Source organism: Bradyrhizobium sp. CCGB12 (assembly GCF_024199845.1).
Classification (GTDB): domain Bacteria; phylum Pseudomonadota; class Alphaproteobacteria; order Rhizobiales; family Xanthobacteraceae; genus Bradyrhizobium.
This window is the reverse complement of sequence record NZ_JANADO010000002.1, coordinates 263,440-288,967: the sequence shown is the minus strand read 5'-3', so window position 1 is coordinate 288,967 and position 25,528 is coordinate 263,440. Positions and strand designations below refer to the sequence as shown.

Sequence of the window (25,528 nt, the reverse complement as noted above, 5' to 3'; positions counted from 1 at the left end):
CCGCTAGCGGCGGACGAACTTGTGGAAGCGGCTCAGCTTACCGTCCTTGGCCCGGTCCTGATGCAGGAACGCAACACCGGCCTCGTCGAATTTGTCGAAGAACTCATCCCAGCCGATGCGGTCGAGCCCGTCATCGGGCGGATCGAAATCGATGCGCAGGATGCCGGCATGTCCATCCTCCTCGGTCGCCTTAACCGTCGCCGGTTGTCCGCCCCGCTCATCCACCCATTTGCGGATTGCGGCGCGATCGGTGGTCTGTTGAGCTTCGCTGTTCTGCGTCTTGGACGTCATGCGGCACCTCGCTTGTTGACAGGGCAGGCAATGACATGGTCATCGCCCGAACCATTTGCGGTGAAACGCGGCCGGCCGTGATTTGTTCTTCACGGCGCGCCGCGCCGACGCCGGCAACCAGCATCATCTTCATCATCTTCATCGAAGATGATGTTCGTTCCCTTCATCCGGCCACGGATTCTATCCCAGGTTAATCCGACTGTATTTTCTTGCCGTGAATCGATCCGCTCGCGGATGCGCCGCCTGCCGGCACAGGAACCAACATACCTTCCGGCACGTTCGTCGACCTACTTACGCTGACGCCATGCGTCTCTCCGGAGGTTTAGCCCATGCATTCCCGTCTTCAGGACAGGCGCCGCGTGCGGGTCGGTATCGTCGGCGTCGGCAACTGCGCGAGCTCCTTCGTTCAGGGGCTCACCTACTATCGGAACGCCAGCTCGAACGAGCCAGTGCCCGGCCTGATGAACGTCGAACTCGGCGGGTATCACATCAGCGACATCCAGATCGCGTCGGCTTTCGACGTCAACGTCAGCAAGGTCGGGCGAGATGTCGCCGATGCCATCTTTGCGAAGCCGAACAACACGCAGCGCTTTAGCGATGTCGATCAGACCGGCGTTATCGTCCAACGCGGCCCGACCATGGACGGCATTGGCCGCTATCTCGAAGATGACGTTCCGATTGCCGACGTCCCCGAAGCCGACGTTTCGGAAGTCCTGGCGATGTCTCGAACCGACGTTCTCGTCTCCTACCTGCCCGTCGGATCGCAGCGCGCAAGCGAATGGTATGCGGCGCGCGCGATCGAAGCTGGCTGTGGCTATGTCAACTGCATTCCTGTTTTTATCGCGTCCAATCCGGACTGGCGGCGACGCTTCGAGGATGCAGGACTTCCAATCATCGGCGACGACATCAAGAGTCAGGTTGGCGCCACCATCCTGCACCGCGTGCTGGCCAATCTGTTTCGCGACCGCGGCGTGCGACTGGACCGCACCTACCAGCTCAATGTCGGCGGCAATACCGATTTCAAGAACATGCTGGAACGTGAGCGATTGACCTCGAAGAAGATCTCCAAGACCCAGGCGGTCACCAGCCAGTTCGACGTCCCGATGCACCCTGATAACATTCACGTCGGCCCAAGCGACCATGTCCCTTGGTTGACCGATCGCAAGCTCGCCTTCATTCGGCTCGAAGGCACGACGTTCGGCGGCGTGCCGCTAAGCGCCGAGGTCAAACTCGAGGTCTGGGACTCTCCGAACTCGGCGGGCGTCGTGATCGATTCGGTCCGCTGCGCAAAACTCGCGATGGATCGCGGACGCGGGGGGGCCCTGACCGGCCCTTCCAGCTATTTCATGAAATCGCCACCGCAGCAATTCACCGACGAGGAGGCTGGTCGGCGTACACGCGCCTTCATCGACGACAAGGCGTACACCTGATGGCCGAGATCATTCATCTTGTCCGCCATGGTCACCACGGCCTGCTCGGCCGCACGCTGTGCGGCCGGATGAACGGAGTCACGCTCGATGACATCGGCTGCGAGCAGATGGCGCACTGTGCAGCCAACGTGAGCCCGCGGCCAGACCTGATCCAATCGAGCCCGCAGCGACGCTGCATGCAATCAGCCTGCATTTTGGCCGCACATTTCAGACTGCCGATCGAGATTGTTCCGGCCCTCGACGAGCTCGACTACGGCGAATGGACCGGCCGGTCCTTCGAGGAGCTCGTTGACGACTCGCAATGGTCGCGTTGGAATAGGCGACGCGGCAGCAGCCGTCCACCGCGAGGCGAGAGCATGCGGGCGCTTCAACACCGCGTCGTCGGCCATCTGAAGCAGCTGCGCAACGATCATTCTGCAGGTACCGTCATCGCCGTTAGCCATGCCGAGCCAATCCGCGCGGCGCTGCTGCATTATGCACGCAAGCGGCTCGACGACTTTCTCTCGATCGAGATCGATCCATCCAGCATCAGCACCCTCAGCGCGGAGAGGGACGGATTCAGAATCACTGGGATCAACAAGCGGGTGACGGCGTGAAGATCGTTATTTTCGGCCTGACCATCTCGTCCTCCTGGGGCAACGGCCATGCGACGCTCTGGCGTGGCCTCTGCAAGCACCTCGCGCGTCTCGGCCATACGATCGTATTCTTCGAGCGCGACGTGCCATATTATGCCGACACGAGAGACTTCTTCGAGCTCCCCTCAGGCCGCCTCGAACTCTTCGCGTCCTGGGATGAGATATCGTCCTGCGCCCGCCGGCACGTTCGCGAGGCGGATGCCGCGATCGTCACGTCCTACTGCCATGATGCCGTCGCGGCGTCGCACCTCATCTGCTCCGAACACCGCGCTGTTTCCATATTTTATGACCTCGACACTCCGGTGACGCTGGCCCGATTGAAAGCTGGCGATCCAGTCCCATATATCGGCTCGCGTGGCCTATCCGACTTCGATTTGGTCCTCAGCTTCGCCGGCGGCTCCCGGATTCAGGAGGACTTCCGGCGTATCCTTGGAGCTCGTGAGGTCCGGCCACTCTACAATCACGTCGATACTGACATTCACCGACCTGCCCCGTCCCAGCCGCAATATCGCGCCGATCTCTCCTACCTCGGCACGTATTCGAGAGATCGGCAGATCGCACTCGAGGCTCTCCTCGTACATGCCGCGCGCGCTCGGCAAGACCTCCGATTCTTGATCGCCGGAGCGCAATATCCTGACGATTTTCCCTGGTCGTCCAATATGTACTTTGTTCGCCACTTGCCCCCATCCGAGCACGCGCCGTTCTTCGCTTCCTGCCGCATGACACTCAACCTGACGCGCAAAGCGATGATCGATGCGGGGTGGTGTCCATCGGGCAGGCTGTTTGAAGCTGCCGCTTGCGGAGCGCCACTTCTTACCGACGACTGGCCTGGCATCAGTGACTTTTTTGCACCGGGGGATGAAATCATGCTCGCACACGATGTGGGCGATACGCTCTCAGCGCTAACGCTGACCGATGCCGAACTGCAGCGCATGGCGAGACGGGCTCGCGAGCGAACCCTCACTCAACATACATCCGACAAACGCGCCTCGGAGCTCATAGGCCTAATCGAACAGGCGCGGCCCGGCGCACTCGCGAACGATGGAGCGACTGTGTGACGAGAGGACTAATTTCGAAAGACGAAATCCGCCGGCGCGTCCAAGATCTGGGACCCTGGTTCCACAATCTTGATCTCGGCGGCGTTCCGACTGCCCCATCGCATTTCCTTGGCGACTATCCCACAGCGAAATGGCGCCGCTTCTCCGACGTTGTCCCGGAGCGGCTTGACGGCAAGTCGGTGTTGGACATCGGTTGCAACGCAGGCTTTTATGCCATGGAAATGAAGCGGCGGGGCGCCGAACGCGTCCTGGGCCTGGATACCGACGAAGGCTATTTGGCCCAGGCGCGCTTTGCCGCCGAGGTGAATGGGCTCCGGATCGAGTTTCGAAGGATGTCCACATACGACATCGGACAGCTCGGAGAGAGGTTCGACCTCGTGATTTTCATGGGCGTATTCTATCATCTACGCCACCCGCTGCTTGCGCTCGATCTCATCCATGAGCATGTTGCCCGCGACCTCCTGCTGTTTCAGTCTATGCAGCGAGGCGGCGCCCATGTTGATACAGTTGAGAAGAACTACGACTTCTGGAGCACAGACCAGTTCGATTCAGCCGGCTATCCCAAGCTTCACTTCATCGAGAACGAATATGCTCAAGACCCCACGAATTGGTGGGTGCCGAATCGGGCCTGCGTTGAGGCTATGCTGCGGAGCGCCGGCTTTTCCATAGCGGCGCATCCGGAAGACGAGGTCTATCTCTGCCAGCGCTCTGAACGTCTGGAATCCGATGGCTCGGCCCAGCTGTTCCGGGAAGCCGACCGATGATCGAAGCGGCAAAGATCTGGAATGAGCCGAACAACAAGTCGCATTGGGACATCGCGATCGATCCCGACTGGAGGCAATTTGCTAGTCTTGCGATTGCCGCCTGCAGGGCCATCCGCGGCGCGAGACCGGCGTTGCAGCGCGTGCTCGGAGGCATCTCGCCGATCGATCCATCTTTCATACGCAACATGCAAGCCCAAGGTGTGCTCGACGATTTCGACGCGGTGGCCGTGCACGGATTTCCGCTCGACTGGAACCTCTGGAAGATCGATGAATGGCCGGCCAAGATCGAGGAAATCAAGGCTGTGACCCGTCTGCCGGTCTGGGTCACGGAGGTCGGCGTCTCATCGTTTGGTGCCGAAGAGGTGCAAGCCTGGGGCTTAAGGCGGACCGCCGAGCTTCTGATCGGCCGTGTGCCGCGCATTCATTGGTATAGCCTCTATGACCTTCCCTCAACGTGGGAAGCCACGACGCGACACAAGGAGGCCGAAGGATCCTCCTATTACCGGCATTTCCATATGGGCCTGTTACGCGAGGACGGCACGCCAAAGGCCGCAGGAACGCTTTTCGACAGATATGCACATGGGATGGGGCTGTGTCAGTGGTTTCACTTTGAGGATCATCGCCTCGAAAGTGCCGTGCGCTGGATGCGACGTTTCGGCGTAACTCATCTCAGGACCGGGCTATCATGGGCCGACAGTTTCCGCCCTAATGCACTCGACTGGTTTGACCGTCAGATGGATGCTTTAGCAGAGTTTCAAGTCACCGTAACCTTCTGCTTTACGCCTGAGCATAGAGGCATTGAGCCTCATCACACCAGCCCGCCACGGGACGTGAACGAGTTCGCCGATTTTTGTGCGCAGATGATCGATCGCTACTGCGCGCAGACTGGGATCTCCTCTCCCAATACCCGGCAGGTCCTCCGGCCTGATCGTTAGAGAGGGAACGCCACAAACATTTCATCAACTCTCATTTCGTGCCTCCGGCAACATTGAGGCTGTCGGCTTCGCCGACACCCCCCAATTGGCCGTCGCTGAAGTGCAGATTCACCTAGGTTATAGATCTAGGTTTAGCGAAATTATTGTTTGTACAATTCAAGGAACGAACATTCCTTGCATCGCTTCTGACTCCAAACGTGACTGGCGTGCAGGTCGTCCGACCACACAGTTAAGCGCGCTTCAACTCCCTTCATCGATCGATCCCGAAAGGATCGGTCTCACGGCTGCACGGAGCAGTGAATGACGCGAGTATTGATCACCGGGGGCGCGGGATTCATCGGCTCTCATGCGACGGATGTACTGCTCGCGGGCGGCTACGAAGTCCGCGTGCTTGACAATCTTTCCCCCCAAATCCACGGCGGCGACCGCCAGCGCCCGTCCTATCTCTCCGACGAAGCCGAGCTCGTGGTTGGTGACGTCACCGACAGCGTTGCCGTAGAGCATGCCCTGCGCGGCGCCGACATGATTCTCCATCTTGCTTCCTCCGTGGGCGTCGGCCAAAGCATGTACGACATCGAGCCCTATGTGCGAACGAATGAGCTCGGCACCGCCGTGCTGCTCCAGGCGCTGTCGAAGCGCCCGGTCGAACGGCTGGTCGTCGCCTCCTCCATGAGCATCTACGGCGAAGGTCTCTATCGCAGGCCCGATCAAAGCGTTGTCGCCTGCGACGAGCGTTCCATCGAGCAACTGCGCCGAGGGGAATGGGAGTTGAGCGACACGGCGGGCCATCCGCTTGCTCCTGTAGCCACGCCGGAGAACAAGCTGCCATCGCTCAGCTCGGTCTACGCTCTGAACAAGTTCGCGCAGGAGCGCATGTGCCTGATCACGGGCAGGGCTTACGGCATCCCGACCCTGGCGCTGCGTTTCTTCAACGTGTTCGGGCCGCGTCAAGCCCTGTCAAATCCCTACACCGGTGTGCTCGCGATCTTCGCCGCGCGGCTCCTCAACGGACGGCCGCCGCTCGTCTTCGAGGATGGTGAGCAACGGCGCGACTTCGTCCATGTGCATGACGTCGCACGCGCCTGCCGCATCGCGCTGGAATCGAAGCATGCACAAGATGTCTTCAACGTCGGCTCGGGTCAAAGCCGGACCATCCTGTCTGTGGCGGAGGATCTCGCCGAGGTCATGGGACGGAGTCGTATTGCGCCCGAGATCACGCGGAAATATCGCGCCGGCGATATCAGGCACTGCTTCGCAGATATCGGCAAATCGCGCGACCTGCTCGGCTTCGAGCCGCACGTGGCCTTTAGGGACGGCTTGGAGGAGCTCGCGGAATATCTCGCAGACCAGATTGCCGATGACCAGGCCGAGCGGGCGACCCAGGAGCTGCTGCAACGAGGATTGGTTGCGTGATGAATGAGCGAGATAACAGGCCCGTCCTGATCACCGGCGGCTGCGGCTTCATAGGCTGCAATCTTGCCGACCGGCTGGCGGAACGCGGCGAGCGCGTGCTGGTGCTGGACAATCTGGCCCGCGCCGGCGTGCCCGAGAACGCGCAGTGGCTGAAGTCCAGGCATGGCGACCTCGTCACGATCACGGTGGCCGACGTTCGAGAGCCGATCCCGGTAATCGATGCCGTCCGCGAGGCCCGTGCCGTGCTGCACCTGGCGGCCCAAGTCGCCGTCACGGACAGCGTGAGCGATCCGGTCGCCGATTTCGAAATCAATGCGCGTGGCACTCTGAACGTTCTCGAAGCGGTCCGGCTGCACAACAGCACCGCGCCGGTGGTATTCGCGTCCACCAACAAGGTCTATGGCCGGCTGATCGAGGAGAGCGAGATCTCACTCACCGGCCGCCGCTATACGCCGACCAGCGACCTGCTGGCACTAGGCATCTCCGAGAGCGCGCCGCTCGACTTCTACAGCCCCTATGGCTGCTCCAAGGGAACCGCTGATCAATACGTTCATGACTATGCGCGGGTCTACGGCCTCCAGACCGTCGTGATGCGCATGAGCTGCATCTACGGGCCGCGCCAATTCGGCACTGAAGATCAGGGCTGGATCGCGCATTTCCTGCTGAGCGCGATCCGCGGCCGACCCCTTACGATCTACGGCGACGGTTATCAAGTCCGCGACGCCTTGCATGTGTCGGATGCGACTGCTGCGTGGCTTGCCGTGCTCGACCGGATCGCGCTCGCGCGCGGACGCGTGTTCAATCTCGGCGGCGGGCCCGCCAATGCGGTTAGCCTCCGCGAGCTCATCGACCACATTGCAGCCTTGACCGGGCAGCAGGTCGAATACAGCTTTTCCGATTGGCGCCCCGGCGATCAGCCCTGGTACGTCACCGACGCGCGTGCGCTGTCGACCGCGCTCGGATGGTCGCCGCGGGTTCCCTTCGCCCAGGGTCTTCGTTCTCTCCACGTTTGGCTGGACAGTCGCTTCGGAGCAACTCACGGCAATCGCGAGGCTCTCGCATGACGCGCGTCGCCCTGATCAATCCAAATTGGGATTTTGGCGGCAGCATCTATTTTGGGTGCCGGTCCCCCCACCTTCCGCTCGAATTCGGGATCTCTGAGCATTACCTTAAGATGGCCGGGCACCGGACGCTGCTGCTCGATGCGCACATGTTCGATCTGTCATTCCAGGACATCGAGGCCGAGCTACGCGCGTTCGGCCCCGACCAGATCGTCATCACGACTGCCCCGACCTACCTGTTCTGGCGCTGCGCTCCGCCGGAGCTGCGCGTTCCGCAGGAGCTTGCATTGGCGATACGGGATCTTGCACCGATCCTGATCGCCGTGGGTCCGCACGGCTCGTCGACCCCGCGAGCGGCTTTGAAGAAGCTCGGCGTCGACATCATCATCATGGGCGAATGCGAAGCATCCTTGTTGAGGCTCGCAAACGGCGAGCGGGACTTTCACGGCCTCTGCTTTGCAGATGGCGCCGCGGTCCGGGTCAATGGCGGCCCACAGGCCGCCGACTTCAGAGATCAACCCGCTCTCGACTGGCCGGACGAGATGATCCGGCGCCATCATCACCACCATCACCGTTTCGAGGCTGAGCCGGTGGGTCCCGGCGCGGAGGTCGAGGCATCGCGAGGATGCCCCTACAATTGCACGTTCTGCGCTAAGGAGAATTTCCGCAACGCGTACCGCAGGCGGCCGGCGTCGATCATCCTGGATGAGATCGAGCGCCTGCGTGGACAAGACGTCGAATATGTCTACTTCATCGACGAGATCTTCCTTCCGAACCCCGAGCTCCTGGAAGGGCTGAGCACGCGCGGCCTCAAATTCGGCGTGCAGACGCGCATCGATCTGTGGAAGCCCGAAATGCTTGCGCTACTCGGGCGCGCCGGCTGCGTCTCGATCGAGGCTGGGATCGAGAGTCTCACGGTCGAGGGACGCGCCGCGCTCGCCAAGAACTGCAAGATGACCACCGACCAGCTCGCCGACCGGCTGGTCGAAGCCCGCCGTCACGTACCCTTCGTGCAGGCCAATCTGATCGAGGTACCCGAGGACGACGATCCCGTCGTGCAGCGGTGGCGGAGCAAGATGCAGGATGCCGGCATCTGGGCGAACGATCCGGTCCCGCTCTATCCCTACCCCGGCTCGCCCGACTACCGAAAGCTCTGGGGCGAGGCTGACGATTTCGCCTGGGAGCGCGCACACCAGCATTATCTCGGGATGTTCGATCAGTTCAGCGACGTGCAGAACGATCGTCCGGTCCCGCTGGACGTCCTCGAACATCCGGTGGGGTCATGAGCCGCAGTTCGGACATCAGGATCCTGATGACGACCGACACCGTCGGCGGTGTGTGGACGTTTTCCACTACCCTCGCCTCGCGCCTTGCCGTCTTGGGTGCAGACGTCATCCTGGCGACGATGGGGCCGCCCGCCCGCTCCGATCAGCGCGAGATGCTGCACGGTTCTCGCGTGCGCCTGATTGAAACGGACCTCGCCCTCGAATGGCAAGACCCGGAAGGGCATGACGTTCCGAAGGCTAGGTGCGTCCTCGCCGGCCTCGAAACCCGGTTCAGACCAGACATCGTCCACCTGAACAGTTTTCGAGAAGCCACTCTGTCGTGGCGTGCGCCGACCGTTCTCGTGGCGCACTCCTGCGTAAACTCATGGGCGCTGGCCTGTCGCGATTCGGCGTGGCTCGGCGAGCCCCGATGGACCCGTTATACGGAACGGGTCGCCGCGGCGCTCAACAGCACACATGCCTGGGTGTGCCCGACCCGGTCCTTCCACGATGACATCGTGGAGATCTATCACCCGCGGTCACCGGGATACGTGATCTGGAACGGGATTGCTCCCGGGGATCTCTCAAGTCGTAAGCGAGAGCTGATCTTCGCGGCAGGCCGGCTCTGGGATCGTGCCAAGAACATCGAAGTCTTGGCGGAGGCTGCACCGGGACTGGATTGGCCGGTTCAGGTCGCAGGCCCCGCGGACGCAGATCCGTCCACGGGCCTCACTTGGCTGGGTCAACTGCCGCACGGCGCTTTGCACGGACATCTCCAGCACGCGGCGATCTTTGTAAGCCCCGCGCTGTACGAGCCGTTCGGCCTCTCCGTGCTGGAGGCTGCCGCCGCCGGCTGCGCACTCGTGCTGTCGGACATTCCGACGTTCCGGGAATTGTGGAGCGGAGCCGCGCTCTTCTTCGACCCCGGCGACGGTCAGGCGTTACACCGAGCCCTTGCCGAACTCTGCGCCGACGACCTCGAAAGAAGGCGGCTGCAACGCTGCGCCTATGAACATTCCCTGACCTATTCGGTGGCGCGCACGACCAGCGCCTATCTGAAGCTCTACCAACGGCTGCTCGTTTCCGACCGCACGACACCCCGGGCCAGCCGGATCGAGGTGCGCGCATGAAATGCGTCCTGTTCTACCACGCATTCACCTCCTGCTGGAATAACGGCAACGCCCATTTCCTGCGCGGCTACGCCCGCGAGCTGCATGCGCTCGGTCACGAGGTCATCGTGTTTGAGCCAGTCGACGGCTGGAGCCGACTCAATGCCATCTGCGAGAACGGCAGTCAGGCGCTGCAAGACATCGTCCGGCTTTTCCCCGGCATCTCCATTCGTCGCTATGACGCCGCGCTCGATTTCGACGAAGCACTGGATGGCGCCGATCTCGTCGTCGTGCATGAATGGAACTCGCCCGATGTGATCCGGCGGATCGGGTCCAAGCGTACGCGCGGCGCTCCCTTCACACTGCTGTTCCATGATACACACCACCGTGCTGTCACCGCGCCGGATGAGCTCGCACGGTTCGATCTCGATGCCTTCGACGGCGTGCTCGCTTTCGGCGAGGTGCTTCGCCAGATCTACATCCAGCTCGGCTGGGGCAACCGGTGCTATACCTGGCACGAGGCTGCCGATGTTGCGATGTACCATCCTTTGCCGAATGTCGAGCGCACCGAAGACATGGTCTGGATCGGCAATTGGGGCGACGGCGAACGCAGCGCCGAGCTCAACGAGTTTCTGGTCGAACCTGTTGCTGAACTTAATGTGCGGGCGAGCGTCTACGGCGTCCGCTACTCTGATGATGCCCTCCAAACCATGCGGACTGCGGGCATCCGCTACGGAGGTTGGCTGCCGGCGCACTGGGCGCCTGTCGCCTTCGCTGGCGCCCGCGCCACCGTCCACGTCCCGCGCAGCCCCTACGTGCGGTCGCTTCCGGGCATTCCCACAATCCGCGTATTCGAGGCGCTCGCCTGCGGCATCCCGCTAGTGTCGGCGCCATGGTCCGACGCCGAACGTCTGTTTCCGGACGGCGCTTACCTCAAGGCCGCCAACGGTGTCGAGATGAAGCGCGCGCTTCGCGCCGTTTTCGATGATCGGGAGCTATCCTCCGCAATGATCGAGACCGGGCTGCGAACGATCCGGGAGCGCCATACCTGCCGCCATCGAGCACAACAACTTGTAGGCATTGTGGACGCCATTCGTGGCCCCGATACCTCGTCACCGCTTCTGCGATACATGGGAGCCTCCGCATGAAGATCTGCTTCTTCGGATCCAGTCTTGTATCCTCCTACTGGAACGGCGCCGCCACCTATTATCGCGGTATGCTCAAGCAGATTGCGGCGTTCGGGCACGACATCACCTTCTTCGAACCCGACGCCTTCGAGCGGCAGACTCATCGCGACATCGCCGATCCCGACTGGGCCGAGGTCGTTGTCTACGCCGCGACGGCGGACGGCTGGCGCGACTCACTCGATGCGGCCGCGCGATCGGCCGACTTGCTGATCAAGGCCAGCGGCGTCGGTGTCTTCGATCGGGAGCTGGAGCTCGCGGTTGCGGCCCTGCCCTCCCGAACCATGCGGATCTACTGGGATGTCGATGCCCCGGCCACGCTCGAAGCCATGGCAAGCGAACCCGAGCATCATCTGCGGCGCGCGATTGCATCCTACGACATGGTCCTGACCTACGGTGGCGGCGACGGCGTGGTATCGGCCTATCGCGCCGTAGGCGCGCGGGAATGCGTTCCAATCTATAATGCCCTCGACCCGGAGACGCATTTTCCTTCCCCGCCCAAACCGAACTTCGCCTGCGATCTCAGCCTGCTCGCAAATCGCCTGCCCGATCGCGAGCAGCGCGTCGAACACTTCTTTCTCGACGTCGCACGTGAGCTGCCGGACAAGGCCTTCGTCCTCGGTGGTTCCGGCTGGGAGACCAAGAACACGGCGAGCAACCTCCGCAAGGTCGGGCATGTCGGCACCGGCGAGCACAACGCATTTTTTGGATCCGGCCTTGCGACGCTCAACGTCAATCGCGACAGCATGGCCCGCTACGGTTTCTCACCGCCGACGCGGGTGTTCGAAGCGATCGGCGCCGGCGCCTGCCTGATCACCGATGAGTGGGACGGCATCGACCATTTCCTCGAACCGGACCGCGAAGTGCTGGTGGCTGCGAATGGAGCCGCGGTGGCCAACCATCTCGGCGCCCTCAGCATCGATCGCGCCGCCGCGATCGCCAGCCGCGCACGCGCACGCATCCTGAGCCAACATACCTATCGGCATCGCGCCCGCCAGTTCAACCAACTCTTTGTCGGAAGCAGCTCACGTATCGAGGCAGCAGAATGAACCTCAGCATCGTCGTCGTCGGTCTTTCGGTCACATCGTCATGGGGCAATGGTCACGCCACGACCTATCGCGCCCTGATCAAGGCCCTCGCGCGACGAGGCCACAATGTCACCTTCCTGGAGCGTGACGTACCCTGGTATCGTGAACACCGTGATCTAACGAAACCGTCGTCGTGGACTATCGAGTTCTATCAGACGCTGAAGGATCTTCCACGCCGCTTTGGCAAGCTGATCCGGGACGCCGACCTCGTCATAATCGGGTCTTATGTGCCCGACGGCATCGCCATTTCCGAATGGATCACGAGCCAAGCGCGAGGAATCACCGCCTTCTACGACATCGACACGCCAGTGACACTGGCGAGGCTCGGTCAAGGTCTCGCGTATCTCTCCGCCACCATGATCCCGCGCTTCGATCTTTACCTGTCATTTGCCGGAGGCCCGGTGCCCGCCATGATCGAGGAGCGCTACGGCAGTGCACTGGCGCGGGTTCTCTATTGCAGCGCCGATATCGACACCTACACACCGCAACAGGCGCAAAAGAAATGGACGCTCGGCTATCTCGGGACATACAGCGAAGACCGGCAACCTGTTCTCGAACAATTGCTGCTCTGCCCGGCACGAACACTGTTCTCGGATCGGTTCGCCGTCGCTGGCGCACAATATCCTGCACATATTGCCTGGCCTGACAACGTCATGAGGATCGAGCACCTCGCTCCAAAGCAACACCCGACGTTTTATGCCGAGCAGCGGTTCGCCCTGAACGCGACGCGCGCCGACATGCGGGCGCTTGGTTTTTCGCCGAGCGTCCGACTGTTCGAAGCCGCGGCCTGCGGTACGCCTGTGATCTCCGATCGATGGCCGGGGATCGAGACGATCTTCGAGCCGTCGCAGGAAATACTGCTTGCTTCAACCCCGCGCGACGTGACCGAGATCCTGCGCGACATGCCGGAGGAGCGCCGGCGCGGCATTGCGGAAAACGCGCGGCGTCGTGTTCTCGCCGACCACACCGCCGACCATCGGGCCCGCCAGCTGGAAAGTTATTACGCCGAGGCAACCGCGCGCCGCCGGCGCAAATCCGCGAGGCTTCCCGCCAGCCGTCCGGTTCAGGTGGCTGAATTCCAAGGGAGCTTGCCATGACACTCCAGACCCGCATCCCCAAGCTCCGTCGTTCGCCGACCGTCCTGATCGCCGGCGGCGCCGGCTTCATCGGCTCTCATCTCTGCGATTCTCTCCTGCAACGCGGCAACGCGGTGATCTGCCTCGACAATCTGTTCACGGGCAGCATCGACAATATCAGGCCTCTTCTGAACCATCCGAATTTCCGCTTCATCGAGCACGACGTGCGCGAGGCGATCGAGCTGGACGACGAGATCGACCGCATCTACAGCCTGGCATGCCCTGCATCGCCCCGGCATTATCAGAAGGATCCGGTCGGCACGATGAAGACATGCGTGCTCGGCACCATCAATTTGCTCGAGCTCGCGCGCCGGCAAGGCGCCCGCATTCTGCAAGCCTCTACGAGCGAGGTCTACGGCGATCCAGAGGTGCATCCACAGCCGGAATCCTATCTCGGCAACGTCAATCCGATCGGGCCGCGAGCCTGCTACGACGAGGGCAAGCGCGCCGCCGAGACACTGATGTTCGATTATCACCGTACCCACGGAACCGAAATCAAGGTTGCGCGCATCTTCAACACCTATGGCCCGCGCATGTTGGAGAACGACGGCCGTGTCGTCTCCAATTTCATTGTGCAGGCGCTTCGTGGCGAGCCGATCACGATCTATGGCGGCGGTACGCAGACCAGAAGTTTCTGCTTCGTCGACGATCTCGTGCGGGGCCTTCAGCTGCTGATGGAAAGCCCCCCATCAGTGGCCGGTCCCTGCAACCTCGGCAATCCACACGAGGTCACCATTGAGGCAATAGCCCGCGAGGTCCTGACGTATACGGAGTCGACCTCCCCACTCCGCTTCGAGGCGCTGCCGAAGGACGATCCGAAACGCCGCAAGCCGGTGATCGATACCGCCGCGCGCCTATTGGGATGGCGCCCGCGTGTGGCGCTGGAGGATGGTCTTCGGGCCACGATTGCCTATTTCGCGATGCGAATCGCGGGCGAGACACCGACGCAGGTGCCAGCTCTCGCGCCGCGAAAGAAAAGTCCGGCGCGCGGACTGCTCTAGATCGCAGATCAAGACCAATGACCTTGTGGTTGGATCTGATCCAGAGCTCGCGATCCACGAACTCGCCACCAATTCTGTTAAGTATGGTACCCCGACGCAAGCAGAGGGCAAACTGAGTATCATCTGGCGCATCGAGCGCGGCATCGGTTCCAGACGCCGCGCCGTGCTCGACTGGTTCGAAGTGACGGAGACTATCAAACAGCTTGATCGCTTCGGCCAGCGTCGGTAATCGCATTGTCGGTCGACCGGCGGCGGTGATAGCCGGCGAGCTCTGCCGCCCCCTCAGGCCGCGCGCCCTCGTTGACGATAAGGCGCACCAGGGTCCGTTACTGTTCTGTCAGATCAAATCAGCGAATGAAGGCATCCAATCCCTTCCATTCGCGCCCAATAAGTTCGTTGCCCCGATGAAGCGGCGTTCTAACTGCTTGTCGAGCAGCGTGTGGAGGAGTGGATATCCTCTCCGTTCGGTCATGGGGAATACCACCGCTCGGGCTCCTTTGCGCGAAGACGGGCGACATCGGCTACGCCGCCTGGGACCCGAAGCAGACCTCGCTTTTGAGCGCTGTTAAAGCTTAGTGCGACAACTCCCCGACAGCGTCGGTTCCACAGCCCTCAAGTCGTACTAGCCCTTGGTGCTCGCCGTTTTTGTCGAGGGCAGCGCGCAGGCCCTTCGCCGGCTTGATCGCATCGTCGTTCGCCCAGAAGTGCATAAAGAAGAGCCTGGGCTGCTCGTCCAGCATGTGGCTGTGCAGCGCGCTGACTTCGATACCGTGCGTCCGCAGCGCGACGATGACCGGGTTGACCTCGTCGCTCGTCAGCACGAAGTCCACCGTGATCGCCGCCTTGCACCCGCCCGTCTGCTGAAAATTGATGCCGATGGCGATGCCCATCGGACCGACCGGGGTCAGCAGCATGCGACCCTCCGTGATCGGATCACGCCGCTTCACGTTGAACTGGTAGACGCCGCCGTTGGGCCTGTCCCTTGGTTCCGATGATCTGGTCGAGCTGCGCCGTGTCGATATCGACGGCAGGAGGCGGGCTCGCCGGTGCGGCGGCCGTTTGCGGCGTCTTGCGTTCCGCCAACGCATCGCGGATGGCCGAGGCTAGTTTGAGGGGATCACCATGCCCGGCGACATGCATGTAGAACGTCGCCGGGCTCGCGCGCAGCAAATGATTGTGCACGGCAGTGATCTGGAGGCCGCTCGCGATCATCTTCGCCATCACGGGATTGATATCGGTCTCCAGCAGCACAAGGTCGCCCATGATCATGGCGCTGCTTTGCATAGGCTTAAACGCCACCCAACCGCCCAACGCCAGCGAAGGCTTGATGGTCACGCCATCCAAGGTGGCCGACAGGTCGCTGCGCGGGAAGCCGTAGCGGTGGATGTCGTCGGAGACGGCGGCCTTCCGGCCGAGGGTCTCGTCGACCTTTTGCCAGTCGGTGTCTTGCGCGCGTGCCATGTAGACGAAGGGCAAGTAGGCGAGACCGAGGGCCGTGAGGGTCCATACTGTGCGTTTCATCTTACTCGTCCTCCACTCAGTTTCGCTCTTTGATCTGGCCGCTGCTGTCGACGACGAGCTTCACCGGCTTGCCGTCCTTCACCGGCTTTGACCGTGGTGCCTTCGGCGGTCGACTTGACGTCGGTCACCTGCGAGTAGCCAGCCGCCTGGATCTTGGCGACGAGCTCCTCCTGGGTCAGCGCCATTGCGGGCGACATGCCGCCCGCAAGAGCCAGCAGCATTGCTGCGAGATAGATCGTCAGTGTTCTCATGTTCGTTCTCTTGGTCGTGTCCCTGCCCCAGGTGAAGTCCGTCGGTCTCCCGTTTCAGATGATGCCCGCCAAACGCAGCAGGATACCGGCGCCGCAGGAGGCGGCGAGCATGACGAGCATGCCTACATTGAAACGGAAGATCGCGGTGGCCGCCGCGACCGACAGGACGAGGGCCGGCACGTCGATGCTGCTCAGCACTGGTCCGTCGAAGGACAGTCCAAATCCCTGAACCGGGAAAGTCCGGCGGAACAGTGTGTGTAGCGCGAACCAGATTGACAGGTTGAGGATTACGCCGACGACCGCTGCGGTGATGGCCGAGAGCGCGCGGGCGAGCGCCTTGTTGCCCCGCAGCGCCTCAATGTATGGCGCTCCGACGAAGATCCAGAGAAAGCAGGGCGCGGGTCGCCAGAAGTCCGCCGAGCGAGCCCGCTACCATAGGCGACAGCCCGGTGGTCTCGCGGAACGCGGCCATGAAGCCCACGAACTGCCATGATGAGGGGGCCGGCCGTTGTTTCCGCCATTCCGAGACCGTCGAGCATCTCGCGCGGACTTACCCAGTGGTAGTAGTCGGCCGCTGCTGCGCAACGTAGGCCAGGACGGCCTACGCGCCGCCAAACGTCACCATCGCCATCTTGCTGAAGAAGATTGCGATCTGGCTGAACACGTCGTTGGGCCTTAATGCGAGGACGGGAACGAGCCAGATGGCCAGCCAGGCGGCCAAGCCGCGCAGCGTACGCGCAGTGTTCGGTTTTGACGTGATCTGGCACCCCCTCGCCCAGCATGCTGTCGATCACCGCGGAATTCTTGCCGCCGTGTTCGAGCGCAGCGAATTCCGGTCTGCCAAGCCGGGCCCCGATGAAGCCGATGACGGCAGCGGCGACGATGATGAGCGGAAACGGCGCTCCGAAGAAGAAGATCACGACGAACGCGCCCGCCGCGAGCGAGATCATGACCGGGTTGCGCAGTGCGCGCTTGCCGACGCGGACTACCGCCTGGATGACGATGGCGAGCACGGCCGGCTTGAGGCCGAAGACGCCTCCACGAAGCCGACGTTGCCGAAGCCGGCGTAGATGTAGCTGAGGCCCATGATGGCGAACACGCCAGGCAGGATGAACAGCCCGCCTGCGACGATGCCGCCGACGGTTCGGTGCAGAAGCCAGCCGATGTAGGTCGCAAGCTGCTGCGCTTCAGGCCCCGGCAGCAGCATGCAGTAGTTCAGCGCGTGCAGGAAGCGGCTCTCGGAGATCCAGTTCTTCTCGTCGACGAGGACGCGATGCATGACGGCGATCTGGCCGGCCGGCCCGCCGAAGCTCAGGATGGCGACGCGAAGCCAGACGAGCAGCGCCTCGTTGAACGAAATGCCGTGCGCATGCTCCTGCACGCTAATCTTTTGGCTAGCGGCGAGATCGGTCATGCCTTCACCTTGTTGGTCGGCCAGTTGTGGGTTTCCTTGGTCGCGTCGCGGCACCAGCGACAGACCTAGCGACGCGGCTAGCAACCCGGGCGCCTCGGGAGACAGATCGAGCCGTGCGGTGTCGGCGGCCCTGACCATCGTCGCTAGGCCCTCCATTGCCGGCGTCGAGAGGCCGAACTCTTTCACCATCACATCCAAAGTGCAGAGCTCGCTGCGATGGCTCCAGAACACGTCCTCAATGTCGAAGGGCGTCGCTTTGAAACGCTCGCCCACCTCGACGACCTCGGAAGGTGCTACGAATAGGAAGACAGCGGCGGGGATCGACGAAACGGCGGATCAGCCATGGACATGCGATGCGGTCGATCTTCGGACGGGCTCGCGTGACCCGGACGGTGCGGCCGCGCCCGTCGCGTTTCGCGATCTTGTTGGCCGGCACAGTTGGAAGATTAGCTTCTTTCCAGCCGACGTGTCCTCCTTCGAGGACCTCGGCCGCGACGTTGCCGCAGCGGAGCCAAGCCGCGGTCCCCCCGCTGAGCTTCTTGCCCTTTGACAGACCACGGCGACGGACTGGCCCGTCAGGCGAGACGCCCAATCCTGGACGTCGAGGTGCGAGCGCCGCACGGCGCCCGGGACCAAACGCGGGGCGGCTGAGAAATCCTCGTCGATGCGTACATCGATGAGTGTCGGCGCAGCCGCCGTGCCTATCAATCGGGACAGTTGGTCGGGTGAAATGGAGGTGTACGATGCTGACATGCTGCGTCCTTGGTGATCAGGACGCGATTCTTGGGCATGACGCGGGAGATCGCTTTCCCCCGCACCTCGAATAAAGGTCCAGACGATCGGGCTGTCAACCCGTTATGTCTCTTTCCCTTTTGAGAGGGAGCATTCGGTAACCTGTCCTAACCCAAGCGCGTCCTGCAAATGCCCACCGGAACAAGGAAACGTTTGGAAGTTCGCGCGTTACGAAGCGAGCAACGCAATGGAGGAGCATATGCGAGTCTCGACTTTCGCTATAATTGTCGTTGCCGGAAGCGCGATTGCCTTCCCCGCAACAGCCCAGACGCAGCAAGCTGCACCGAGCGACCAAACGAAAGAGCAGATGCATCAAGATGCCGACAAAGGGCTCAAGACGCGCGAGCCCAACGAGCAGATGCAACGTGATGCAGACAAAGGGATCAAGACGCGAAATTCCGGAGAGTCCGGATACGTAGCCGATCAAGACAGGCCGGCAGCGTCGTCACATCCCCCGGGACGACCGGGAATGGACCAAACTACAGGCTCAGGCAGCGGGACTGGCACTCCGAAATAGGCCATACCCGTGACATCATGGTCTCCGCCGGCATCCTCGCGAGCGCCGGGCTGCGCCCGCTGGGCGCCTATTGAGACGACCTCAGCCGTCCACCCATCACGCCCTATGCGTCAGCAGCCTTGATGGAGTCGACAGCGCGGGTAGCACGGCGGCTCGGTGGCGTTCCCTCTTGAAACGCCACGACGATCTCACGTAAGTCGTATTGAAGGGGACAAGCAGACTCCCGGTGAGACTTCGGTCCAAGATCTGCGCAGCACGCAACACGTGGAGCTTGCGCATGGACACGGAACGACAATCCTCTTCCCGACCTTCAATCGCCATTCTCTCGCGAGGAAACCCCGTCGCACGCCGGGACGCCTCAGTCCGAAACAGCCCCTTCGCCGACGTCTTCGAAGCGCTCGACGCAGTCGGAGTCGACGCACGCCCCGTGATCTACGATGAAGGTTTCGCCGCAGAAGTCCGCGAGCAGTTGCTCGCGGTGGACGGCGTACTCGTCTGGGTCAACCCATCCAGGAAGGTCGAAATCGCGCCAGTCTCGACGTCCTGCTCCGCGACGTCGCCGCCCGGGGCGTCTGGGTGAGTGCGCATCCCGATGTCGTCCTCAAGATGGGCGCCAAGGAGGTGCTCTCTCGTACCCGCTTGATGGGATGGGGAAGTGACACTGCACTATATCGCACCGCCGAGTCGATGTGCACCGAGTTGCCGCCGCGGCTCGCAAGAGGTCCCCGCGTGATCAAGCGCAACCGGGGCAACGGTGGCCCAGGCGTCTGGAAGGTCGAGAGGTTGCCGACTTCCCCAATGATAAGGGTGCTGGACGCGACCAAGGACGCGCCAGAGGAACTAACGCTGGATGATTTCCTCCGTCGCTGCGCCGAGTATTTCAAGAACGGCAGCGTGATCGACCAAGCGTTCCAACCTCGCCTGAGCGGGGGCGTGGTGCGCTGCTATATGGCAGGCGATCGCTGCGCCGGTTTCGGCCATCACAAGGTCAAAGCCCTGGTCGACTCTCCGGCCGCACGCGCCGAGGCTGGGCCGCGGTTCTACACGTCCAACGCCGACCCGCGTTTCCAGCGCCTGCGCCGGCTGATGGAAGACGAGTGGACGCCCCAGCTAACCTCGTTACTGGCTATTGTGCGAGGTGACTTGCCCGCGATCTGGGACGCCGACTTCATGCTCGGCCCGGTCCAGGCCGACGGGAGCGATAGCTACGTGCTGGGTGAGATCAACGCCAGCTCGGTGCATCCCTACCCGGACGAGGCGGCGGCGCAGATTGCCAGGCAGGTTGCCGATCGGCTGCATCTCAAGCTGGCGCGCATGCTGACTGTCAGGAGGTCAAGCGCTTGCACATCTCCGGTGTCATTCGACCTGCAGGACGGCGAATGCGTCGCTCTGCAGCGACCATCCGGGGTGGAAAGACGTTGCTGCTTCGCTCAATCGCCGACCTCGATCCGAACGATGGAACGGTCAACCTTGACGGGATGCTGAGAGAGGCGATGCCCGCCCCCCGTTGGCGAAAGCGAGTGACCTACCTCGCCGCGGAGCCAGGATGATGGTTCGACATCGTGCAAGAGCACTTCACAGGCTTCTGGCGCTAATGGACATGATTTCGAGCGCGCTGCATCCAGCCTCACCAAACGACGACACGCCGCCTTGCGCACGCCATGTGGCGAAGACTTCTGGGGAAGACCGGCGTCGCATGCCGCCTCGCTAATCCACGCGGAGAACGCTTACTCGCTGCGAGCGCGGCCGTACATGGTTGCGATGAAGGCCGGGCCATCCTTAGGGCAAGCGGAAATATAGCGCGCAAGGTCGCTATGTACTGGGATGCACAACTCAACATGGCCTTGGCTCTTCTTTGTGCTGATGACGAGGCCGTCCTCAGTTAGGTGCTGCCAGCCAAGGCGCACGGCATCGGAACGGCGCAGGCTGCAACAGCACCTCGAAGGCGAGCTGTAGCGGCGTGCCAACCTGGTGGTGCTTTCGGAACTTGGTGATGTCTTCCTCAGTCCACGTCCGATGGCCCGTTGTTTTGAGCTTTACTTTCTTGGCCACGACAACGGGATTATCGGCTCGCAGGCCGGCCGACACTGCATAGTCCATCAGACCTTTAAGCCGCTTGAAGGCCAGGCCAGCTATCGGCCCTTCACCGTGCTTATCAACAAAGCGGCCCAAAACCCCGCGATAGGTGGCTTTCGTCGTTTCGGCCAGCACCTTGAATTCAGTCGAGCCGTAATAGCCGTTCACAGCCGCCGCTATGCTGCCGGTCCTAACGCGCCGCGTCGCTAGCAGGGGCTCATCCGTGCTCATGGCCTCACGATAGGCCGTCCAGAATTCCGGTGTGTATAGAGGCGCGGGTAAAGCTATTTGCGCCCTGCCCGGTCGTCGCAGCTATATGCGCGGCTTGCCATGCCTATCGATCGTATTCGTTTACGAATTTAGGCTTTCGCTGCCGCATGCCTTGTCTCGATAGCCGTCGTCATCATCATTCGCGACTGAAACACCATCGAACAGTCGGTCGAGATCCTGGCGGTCCCACAGTACAACGCCGAGCATTGTTTCGGCGCCGAATGTTGCCGGCCTTACATTGGACGTCGAATGGCTGGAGGAGATTCCGAGATAGCGCGCCGCAGCCGCGCGACGGAGGCCGCGGGACTGCACGTTGTCGTTGGCGGGATTGGGCAAGAGCGTGCCCCTGAGAATTAAATGCTCTGCGTACCTCGCCGGCCGAGGCCAGCGCACCGAGGCGAATCAAGCGCCTAACCTCATTATACCATATCGCTGACCCTATAGGCGCAGCCTTCAGTTCCAAAACCTCGGGCAAGATCGCTGCTGCGCTGAACGGCGGGAAGTAGGCGCCCTCCCCTCTTTCAGGGGCGGGCCACGGCGGCGCGGGGGGTCGCGGTAATGTTGTGTTTCCAGTAAAATGAGTAGTTAGCACTACTTGAGTAGTTCTCAAAACAAATCAGTGAGTTAACACACAATATAGCAACCAATCCCGGCATCGATCTATTGTAGTCCGTCACCGCGCGGCAGTTTGGCAGACATCGGTGATGAGAACGCGACTATGCGCTCCCGCCTTCCTCGAATGGAAAGGTGCAGCGCATGATCAAGCGTCGCAACCGAACCAAACATACGAAAACATTTGAAGAGAGATTGGCCGAGGAGGCTGCGCGCCTCAAGGAGGCCGCAGCACAGTTGCCGCCCGGCGCCCAGCGCGAGCTATATCTCAGGCGAGCCCGCCAGGCCGAAACGGCCTCGCACATCAATGAATGGCTGACGTCCCCAGGGTTGCAACCGCCGATCGCGCTGGAGAATATGCAGGTAGGAAAACGGGCGAAGCGACATCGAGGCGCCTCGGATTAGAAACCCGAGCGCCAGCTGTCGCATTGAACGAAATGGCAGAATCGTTCGGTAACACCTTCACCGTTGTTCAAGTGACGGCGGACGACACAACAACGCAAATTTGGATCGCACTCGCCAAACCGAGCCAAGCGATAACACTGGTCCTTGCCGCCGTTCCTGAGGGATGGACCGCGGAGATGTTGAATGTAGTTCTGACGCCCCAGCAGCAGCGGATGTTCGAGGAACTCAAGCTCAAGCCCGGTGATGTTCATAGGTTGGACAAAACCTAAGAAGGCTTACGCCGTGCGCGCTCAGCGTCGTTCGCCGCCTTGAGCCGGTCCTCAATGTAGTCGGGGATTTCGCCGATCTCGGCCTGCAAGTCGGCTTCTGAGATACCCTGCCCCTTGGCGGCCTCAATCAGACGACGGCTGAGTTCCGCCACATCCTGAGACGCGCCAGCAGTCCGATATTGCTCGACAGCGTGGATGCTGTTCTCTGTCCAGAAATCGACAAACTCGCGCGCCTTGCTCACCGCATTCCCCCTAGGCAGCAGCCAGCGTTAACGCCGGCCGGCGAATTGAGCAAGCAAAGCGCCCCACCCTTGCGGGGGCGCCTCGGCGGCGTGGGATTGATGGGTGTCAAGCCATGACTAGCCGCCGGTTGGTTCACTCCGCCGCTTGCGCCCAGGGCTCTATGCAGGCGGCAAGATTCTCAGCGCATTCCTTGTGAAGATCGCAAACATCATTGAGAAGCTTATCGGCCATCCACATCAAGTGCTCCTCGTCACCGTCGTTGTATAAGCGCGTGTAGGGATCTCCGTCGCGCTTTTCAGATGTGAGTCCCGCCCTAACGCGCGAAAGATGGGCGTGATGATCATGGTCGATGTACTTGATTGCCGCCGAAGACATAAAAGAACCCTCCAAGACTCCGTAGCGGAATCGCTACACCGTAACCAGATTCCGTGTTTTGCTACGCCAAGTCGTTTTCGCTACGGTGTAGCGGTTCCACACAAGGCCTTTGGGGATCAAAATGATTTCCGCTTCTCAGTCTCGTATGGCCCGGGCTGCCCTCCATCTCGGTGTCCGCGAGGTCGCTGAGGCCGCTGGTGTGTCCACCAACACGATCACGAGGCTAGAGCGCGGTGAGGAGCTGTTGCCAAGGACCGTCGCCGATATCCGTGCTGCGTTCGAAAGTGCAGGCGTCATCTTTCTGAACGACGGCCCATCGAGCGACGGTGGACCGGGCGTGAGGCTCGCGAAACCGAAGGCCTAGAGTCTAGCTGCCCACCCCTACATTGGGGGCGCTTCGGCGCTCTGGAACGTTTGTTGCCCCGACGCGTCCTTAAGGCATCGATCCTATTGTTTGTGGATCGGGCCGATGGACACAGTAGTTGCCTATGCGATCTCGGCGTTTATCGTCGGCTTTGGCATCGGGATCTTCATTGCCGGTCTAAACTCTGACGCGCCAGCCTTATGGGCCTGCGTCGCCCTGATACCCATCGCGATCGGGCTCCTGAGCGCCTTCGGTCCTAAATAACAAATCCATCCTCTTGATTGCCATGCTGGGGCAGTTGAGCTTCAATCCATTGCCGGCGCCGATCGTGCGGAACGGTAGCCAGCGTAGGCCGCAGGCGTCGCAACTGGCGTCTGCGGCCCACATGCCGCGGTCCGACTGCTGATGCTCACGGGCGCGTTTGCGAGAAATTCTGCACCTGCGCTGGGGTGAAATCGATCTGGAGCGTGGCGTGTTGCGATTGCCCGACAGTAAAACCGGCAAGAAGACTATTTATCTGCCGACTGCCGCCGTGACATCATTAAGGGTCTGACCAGACTCGGCGCGTTTGTGATTGCGGGTGAATCGGCCGGGACCAAGAATGAGAAACCGCGCGCAGACCTGAAGCGCCCATGGACAGCCATTTGCAAGCGGGCGGGTGTGACAGGCGTTAGGATGATCCACGACCTGCGACATAGCTTTGCCAGCGTCGGAATTGGCGACCAGATGGGCCTGCCTGTTATCGGCACCCTACTCGGTCATGCCGACCCGAGCACCGCACAGCGATGCCCACTTGGCCGACGAAGCTGCCCGCCGTGGCGTCGAGGCCATTGGCGGCAAGATCGCTGCTTCGCTGACGGGGAAGTAATTTGGGGTTCCGCTGCGTCCCCCCAGACACCGCCTTAAGCAAATCCGAACCCTTGAAGAGCGCCTTGCTGAAGAGGCCCAACGTTTGCGCGAAGCTGCTAAAGACACCGCCCCCGGTATCGAGCGCGAGCACCTGCTGCGAAAGGCCCGCCAGTGTGAAACCGGCTCGCATATAAGCGAGTGCTTCGTCGCCGGGCCTAAGCCGCCAGTTTGAAACGCTACCTCCAATTCAGAGTCGCCGCCGGGTGGAAACATGGGCGAGTCTTTCGGCAACTCATTCACCGTCGTTCAAGTAACCGGGGACAGCGCAGAGACCCAGGTTTGGCTTGCAGCAGCCAAGCCAACCCAGGCGCTGACGTTGGTCCTTGCAGCCGTTCCGGAAGGTTGGACTGCGGAGGTGTTGAATATTGCGCTGACCCACAAGCAACAGCGCCTGTTCGAGTAAGCTCGCGCCCGGCGATGTTCAGAGGGTGGACAGATAGACGGAATCGAGCCTCGGCGGCGCGGGCTCTTAAGCCGCCGCCCCCGCTCAATGTCGGCACGGAGGAGCCAGCCGGTTGGCGCAATGCAGGTCTCCAGCGTGTCATATACTCAAAAGTTGCACGCTTGTGGTACTACACGTAAGCCATGGGGGTAGATATGGAAACCGAGACGAAGCGGCCGTCCCGCGTCGGCCGATGCGAAAAGCGCCCCGAACCTAAAGCGGATCGAGACGGCTGGATCGATGATTTCATGAAGCGCCTGATCAACGCGTTGGATCGTATAGCTGGCAAAAAGTAGAGATGGTCAGAGCCAGCCAGCCTCGCGGGATCAACAGTGAAAGCCCCCCAACATGCGCTGGAGCGGGCCCTTCTAGTACCCTTACTGACGAGCGCCCAGCTCAATGACCTCGTCGTCCGACGCTCGGCTTGCCCACATCGCGCGCGCATACTCTAGCCGGAGCTTGCCGTCCGGATCGTGAAACGCGGCCCACCGACCCACCCTCGCTCGCAGACCCCCAGACTCCAAATTGATGTAGAGCGCGCCCCGTTAGACTACGGGTTCGCAGCCCTCGGCTCGGAGGCCGGCATAATAGGTGTACGCGCAAAAAGGCGTGGACGGATTGATTTGATGGTGGCGGTGGCGGTGGCACCAAGATTAGTCATTGGTATTTCTCCCCTACCCCGTCCCGAGACCATTCAC

General features: G+C 61.7%; 24 protein-coding genes and 5 pseudogenes. 20 read left to right on the top strand and 9 right to left on the bottom strand.

What is annotated here, in order from left to right:
* Nucleotides 1-3: 3 nt before the first annotated feature.
* A complete protein-coding gene (locus tag NLM27_RS42685; RefSeq protein WP_254149309.1) occupies nucleotides 4-291 on the bottom strand; it encodes a hypothetical protein in 288 nt (95 codons plus the stop codon).
* A gap of 35 nt (nucleotides 292-326) precedes the next feature.
* Between NLM27_RS42685 and NLM27_RS42680 the strand changes: the two genes are divergently transcribed.
* From NLM27_RS42680 to NLM27_RS42615, 14 genes are all read left to right on the top strand, one after another.
* A complete protein-coding gene (locus NLM27_RS42680; RefSeq protein ID WP_254149308.1) occupies nucleotides 327-485 on the top strand; it encodes a hypothetical protein in 159 nt (52 codons plus the stop codon).
* 135 nt (nucleotides 486-620) lie between these two features.
* A complete protein-coding gene (locus tag NLM27_RS42675) occupies nucleotides 621-1,721 on the top strand; it encodes an inositol-3-phosphate synthase (protein ID WP_254149307.1) in 1,101 nt (366 codons plus the stop codon).
* A complete protein-coding gene (locus tag NLM27_RS42670) occupies nucleotides 1,721-2,317 on the top strand; it encodes a histidine phosphatase family protein (RefSeq protein ID WP_254149306.1) in 597 nt (198 codons plus the stop codon). Before NLM27_RS42675 ends, NLM27_RS42670 begins: the two co-directional genes overlap by 1 nt.
* Entirely contained in the window at nucleotides 2,314-3,414 is a 1,101-nt protein-coding gene (locus NLM27_RS42665) for a glycosyltransferase (RefSeq protein ID WP_254149305.1), read from the top strand. Before NLM27_RS42670 ends, NLM27_RS42665 begins: the two co-directional genes overlap by 4 nt.
* Entirely contained in the window at nucleotides 3,411-4,178 is a 768-nt protein-coding gene (locus tag NLM27_RS42660; protein ID WP_254149304.1) for a TIGR04290 family methyltransferase, read from the top strand. Before NLM27_RS42665 ends, NLM27_RS42660 begins: the two co-directional genes overlap by 4 nt.
* Nucleotides 4,175-5,113 (top strand): beta-xylosidase, encoded by a 939-nt coding sequence (locus NLM27_RS42655; protein WP_254149303.1) that lies wholly within the window; start codon nucleotides 4,175-4,177, stop codon nucleotides 5,111-5,113. The genes NLM27_RS42660 and NLM27_RS42655 overlap by 4 nt, the downstream gene beginning before the upstream one ends.
* Before the next feature lie 300 nt (nucleotides 5,114-5,413).
* A complete protein-coding gene (locus tag NLM27_RS42650; RefSeq protein ID WP_254149302.1) occupies nucleotides 5,414-6,526 on the top strand; it encodes an NAD-dependent epimerase/dehydratase family protein in 1,113 nt (370 codons plus the stop codon).
* On the top strand, nucleotides 6,526-7,590 hold the full coding sequence (locus tag NLM27_RS42645) for an NAD-dependent epimerase/dehydratase family protein (RefSeq protein ID WP_254149301.1): 1,065 nt from the start codon (nucleotides 6,526-6,528) through the stop codon (nucleotides 7,588-7,590). Before NLM27_RS42650 ends, NLM27_RS42645 begins: the two co-directional genes overlap by 1 nt.
* The gene (locus NLM27_RS42640) at nucleotides 7,587-8,873 is read left to right on the top strand and encodes a TIGR04295 family B12-binding domain-containing radical SAM protein (protein ID WP_254149300.1); all 1,287 of its coding nucleotides are present in this window, start codon (nucleotides 7,587-7,589) and stop codon (nucleotides 8,871-8,873) included. Before NLM27_RS42645 ends, NLM27_RS42640 begins: the two co-directional genes overlap by 4 nt.
* Nucleotides 8,870-9,982: a glycosyltransferase family 4 protein gene (locus tag NLM27_RS42635; RefSeq protein ID WP_375142354.1), complete on the top strand. Its 1,113-nt coding sequence runs from the start codon at nucleotides 8,870-8,872 to the stop codon at nucleotides 9,980-9,982. The genes NLM27_RS42640 and NLM27_RS42635 overlap by 4 nt, the downstream gene beginning before the upstream one ends.
* Nucleotides 9,979-11,109: a glycosyltransferase gene (locus NLM27_RS42630; protein WP_254149298.1), complete on the top strand. Its 1,131-nt coding sequence runs from the start codon at nucleotides 9,979-9,981 to the stop codon at nucleotides 11,107-11,109. Before NLM27_RS42635 ends, NLM27_RS42630 begins: the two co-directional genes overlap by 4 nt.
* Entirely contained in the window at nucleotides 11,106-12,194 is a 1,089-nt protein-coding gene (locus NLM27_RS42625; RefSeq protein WP_254149297.1) for a glycosyltransferase, read from the top strand. The genes NLM27_RS42630 and NLM27_RS42625 overlap by 4 nt, the downstream gene beginning before the upstream one ends.
* Nucleotides 12,191-13,330: a glycosyltransferase gene (locus NLM27_RS42620; protein WP_254149296.1), complete on the top strand. Its 1,140-nt coding sequence runs from the start codon at nucleotides 12,191-12,193 to the stop codon at nucleotides 13,328-13,330. The genes NLM27_RS42625 and NLM27_RS42620 overlap by 4 nt, the downstream gene beginning before the upstream one ends.
* Entirely contained in the window at nucleotides 13,327-14,370 is a 1,044-nt protein-coding gene (locus tag NLM27_RS42615) for a UDP-glucuronic acid decarboxylase family protein (protein ID WP_254149295.1), read from the top strand. Before NLM27_RS42620 ends, NLM27_RS42615 begins: the two co-directional genes overlap by 4 nt.
* A gap of 622 nt (nucleotides 14,371-14,992) precedes the next feature.
* On the opposite strand, the pseudogene NLM27_RS42610 reads toward NLM27_RS42615, so the two are convergent.
* From NLM27_RS42610 to NLM27_RS42595, 5 genes and pseudogenes are all read right to left on the bottom strand, one after another.
* Nucleotides 14,993-15,891 (bottom strand): annotated as a pseudogene (locus tag NLM27_RS42610) (DUF1259 domain-containing protein).
* 16 nt (nucleotides 15,892-15,907) lie between these two features.
* A pseudogene (locus NLM27_RS42605) lies at nucleotides 15,908-16,142 on the bottom strand (PepSY domain-containing protein).
* 54 nt (nucleotides 16,143-16,196) lie between these two features.
* Complete coding sequence (locus NLM27_RS44295; protein WP_375142363.1) at nucleotides 16,197-16,493, bottom strand: hypothetical protein; 297 nt, start codon at nucleotides 16,491-16,493, stop codon at nucleotides 16,197-16,199.
* Nucleotides 16,430-17,610 (bottom strand): annotated as a pseudogene (locus tag NLM27_RS42600) (chromate transporter). The gene NLM27_RS44295 and the pseudogene NLM27_RS42600 overlap by 64 nt, the downstream one beginning before the upstream one ends.
* Nucleotides 17,553-18,309 (bottom strand): annotated as a pseudogene (locus NLM27_RS42595) (chromate resistance protein ChrB domain-containing protein). Before NLM27_RS42595 ends, NLM27_RS42600 begins: the two co-directional pseudogenes overlap by 58 nt.
* 833 nt (nucleotides 18,310-19,142) lie before the next feature.
* Here NLM27_RS42595 and NLM27_RS42590 point away from each other — a divergent pair.
* Nucleotides 19,143-20,173: pseudogene (locus NLM27_RS42590) on the top strand (Cj0069 family protein); the annotation flags it as partial.
* A gap of 570 nt (nucleotides 20,174-20,743) precedes the next feature.
* On the opposite strand, the gene NLM27_RS42580 reads toward NLM27_RS42590, so the two are convergent.
* The gene (locus NLM27_RS42580; RefSeq protein ID WP_254149294.1) at nucleotides 20,744-21,109 is read right to left on the bottom strand and encodes a hypothetical protein; all 366 of its coding nucleotides are present in this window, start codon (nucleotides 21,107-21,109) and stop codon (nucleotides 20,744-20,746) included.
* Between the two features lie 858 nt (nucleotides 21,110-21,967).
* Here NLM27_RS42580 and NLM27_RS42575 point away from each other — a divergent pair.
* Together NLM27_RS42575 and NLM27_RS42570 are read left to right on the top strand one after the other, a co-directional pair.
* Nucleotides 21,968-22,228 (top strand): hypothetical protein, encoded by a 261-nt coding sequence (locus NLM27_RS42575; protein ID WP_254149293.1) that lies wholly within the window; start codon nucleotides 21,968-21,970, stop codon nucleotides 22,226-22,228.
* Nucleotides 22,229-22,260: 32 nt separating this feature from the next.
* Entirely contained in the window at nucleotides 22,261-22,497 is a 237-nt protein-coding gene (locus NLM27_RS42570; RefSeq protein ID WP_254149292.1) for a hypothetical protein, read from the top strand.
* Here NLM27_RS42570 and NLM27_RS42565 read toward each other — a convergent pair.
* Both NLM27_RS42565 and NLM27_RS42560 read right to left on the bottom strand, forming a co-directional pair.
* Nucleotides 22,494-22,739 (bottom strand): hypothetical protein, encoded by a 246-nt coding sequence (locus NLM27_RS42565; protein ID WP_254149291.1) that lies wholly within the window; start codon nucleotides 22,737-22,739, stop codon nucleotides 22,494-22,496. The genes NLM27_RS42570 and NLM27_RS42565 overlap by 4 nt on opposite strands.
* Nucleotides 22,740-22,872: 133 nt before the next feature.
* Nucleotides 22,873-23,115 (bottom strand): hypothetical protein, encoded by a 243-nt coding sequence (locus NLM27_RS42560; RefSeq protein WP_254149290.1) that lies wholly within the window; start codon nucleotides 23,113-23,115, stop codon nucleotides 22,873-22,875.
* 121 nt (nucleotides 23,116-23,236) lie between these two features.
* Between NLM27_RS42560 and NLM27_RS42555 the strand changes: the two genes are divergently transcribed.
* From NLM27_RS42555 to NLM27_RS42540, 3 genes are all read left to right on the top strand, one after another.
* The gene (locus NLM27_RS42555) at nucleotides 23,237-23,479 is read left to right on the top strand and encodes a helix-turn-helix transcriptional regulator (protein WP_309144817.1); all 243 of its coding nucleotides are present in this window, start codon (nucleotides 23,237-23,239) and stop codon (nucleotides 23,477-23,479) included.
* A gap of 570 nt (nucleotides 23,480-24,049) precedes the next feature.
* Nucleotides 24,050-24,385, top strand: a complete 336-nt coding sequence (locus NLM27_RS42550) for a tyrosine-type recombinase/integrase (RefSeq protein WP_254149289.1) — start codon at nucleotides 24,050-24,052, stop codon at nucleotides 24,383-24,385.
* Between the two features lie 214 nt (nucleotides 24,386-24,599).
* Complete coding sequence (locus NLM27_RS42540; RefSeq protein ID WP_254149288.1) at nucleotides 24,600-24,791, top strand: hypothetical protein; 192 nt, start codon at nucleotides 24,600-24,602, stop codon at nucleotides 24,789-24,791.
* Nucleotides 24,792-25,528 lie beyond the last annotated feature (737 nt).

Coding starts and splice junctions, on each gene's coding strand:
- NLM27_RS42680 (WP_254149308.1), top strand. CDS start 327: ATGGTCATCGCCCGAACCATTTGCGGTGAAACGCGGCCGGCCGTGATT.
- NLM27_RS42625 (WP_254149297.1), top strand. CDS start 11,106: ATGAAGATCTGCTTCTTCGGATCCAGTCTTGTATCCTCCTACTGGAAC.
- NLM27_RS42615 (WP_254149295.1), top strand. CDS start 13,327: ATGACACTCCAGACCCGCATCCCCAAGCTCCGTCGTTCGCCGACCGTC.
- NLM27_RS42560 (WP_254149290.1), bottom strand. CDS start 23,115: ATGTCTTCGGCGGCAATCAAGTACATCGACCATGATCATCACGCCCAT.
- NLM27_RS42635 (WP_375142354.1), top strand. CDS start 8,870: ATGAGCCGCAGTTCGGACATCAGGATCCTGATGACGACCGACACCGTC.
- NLM27_RS42670 (WP_254149306.1), top strand. CDS start 1,721: ATGGCCGAGATCATTCATCTTGTCCGCCATGGTCACCACGGCCTGCTC.
- NLM27_RS42630 (WP_254149298.1), top strand. CDS start 9,979: ATGAAATGCGTCCTGTTCTACCACGCATTCACCTCCTGCTGGAATAAC.
- NLM27_RS42570 (WP_254149292.1), top strand. CDS start 22,261: ATGGCAGAATCGTTCGGTAACACCTTCACCGTTGTTCAAGTGACGGCG.
- NLM27_RS42685 (WP_254149309.1), bottom strand. CDS start 291: ATGACGTCCAAGACGCAGAACAGCGAAGCTCAACAGACCACCGATCGC.
- NLM27_RS42645 (WP_254149301.1), top strand. CDS start 6,526: ATGAATGAGCGAGATAACAGGCCCGTCCTGATCACCGGCGGCTGCGGC.
- NLM27_RS42655 (WP_254149303.1), top strand. CDS start 4,175: ATGATCGAAGCGGCAAAGATCTGGAATGAGCCGAACAACAAGTCGCAT.
- NLM27_RS42575 (WP_254149293.1), top strand. CDS start 21,968: ATGATCAAGCGTCGCAACCGAACCAAACATACGAAAACATTTGAAGAG.
- NLM27_RS42540 (WP_254149288.1), top strand. CDS start 24,600: ATGGGCGAGTCTTTCGGCAACTCATTCACCGTCGTTCAAGTAACCGGG.
- NLM27_RS42640 (WP_254149300.1), top strand. CDS start 7,587: ATGACGCGCGTCGCCCTGATCAATCCAAATTGGGATTTTGGCGGCAGC.
- NLM27_RS42650 (WP_254149302.1), top strand. CDS start 5,414: ATGACGCGAGTATTGATCACCGGGGGCGCGGGATTCATCGGCTCTCAT.
- NLM27_RS42620 (WP_254149296.1), top strand. CDS start 12,191: ATGAACCTCAGCATCGTCGTCGTCGGTCTTTCGGTCACATCGTCATGG.
- NLM27_RS42555 (WP_309144817.1), top strand. CDS start 23,237: ATGATTTCCGCTTCTCAGTCTCGTATGGCCCGGGCTGCCCTCCATCTC.
- NLM27_RS42675 (WP_254149307.1), top strand. CDS start 621: ATGCATTCCCGTCTTCAGGACAGGCGCCGCGTGCGGGTCGGTATCGTC.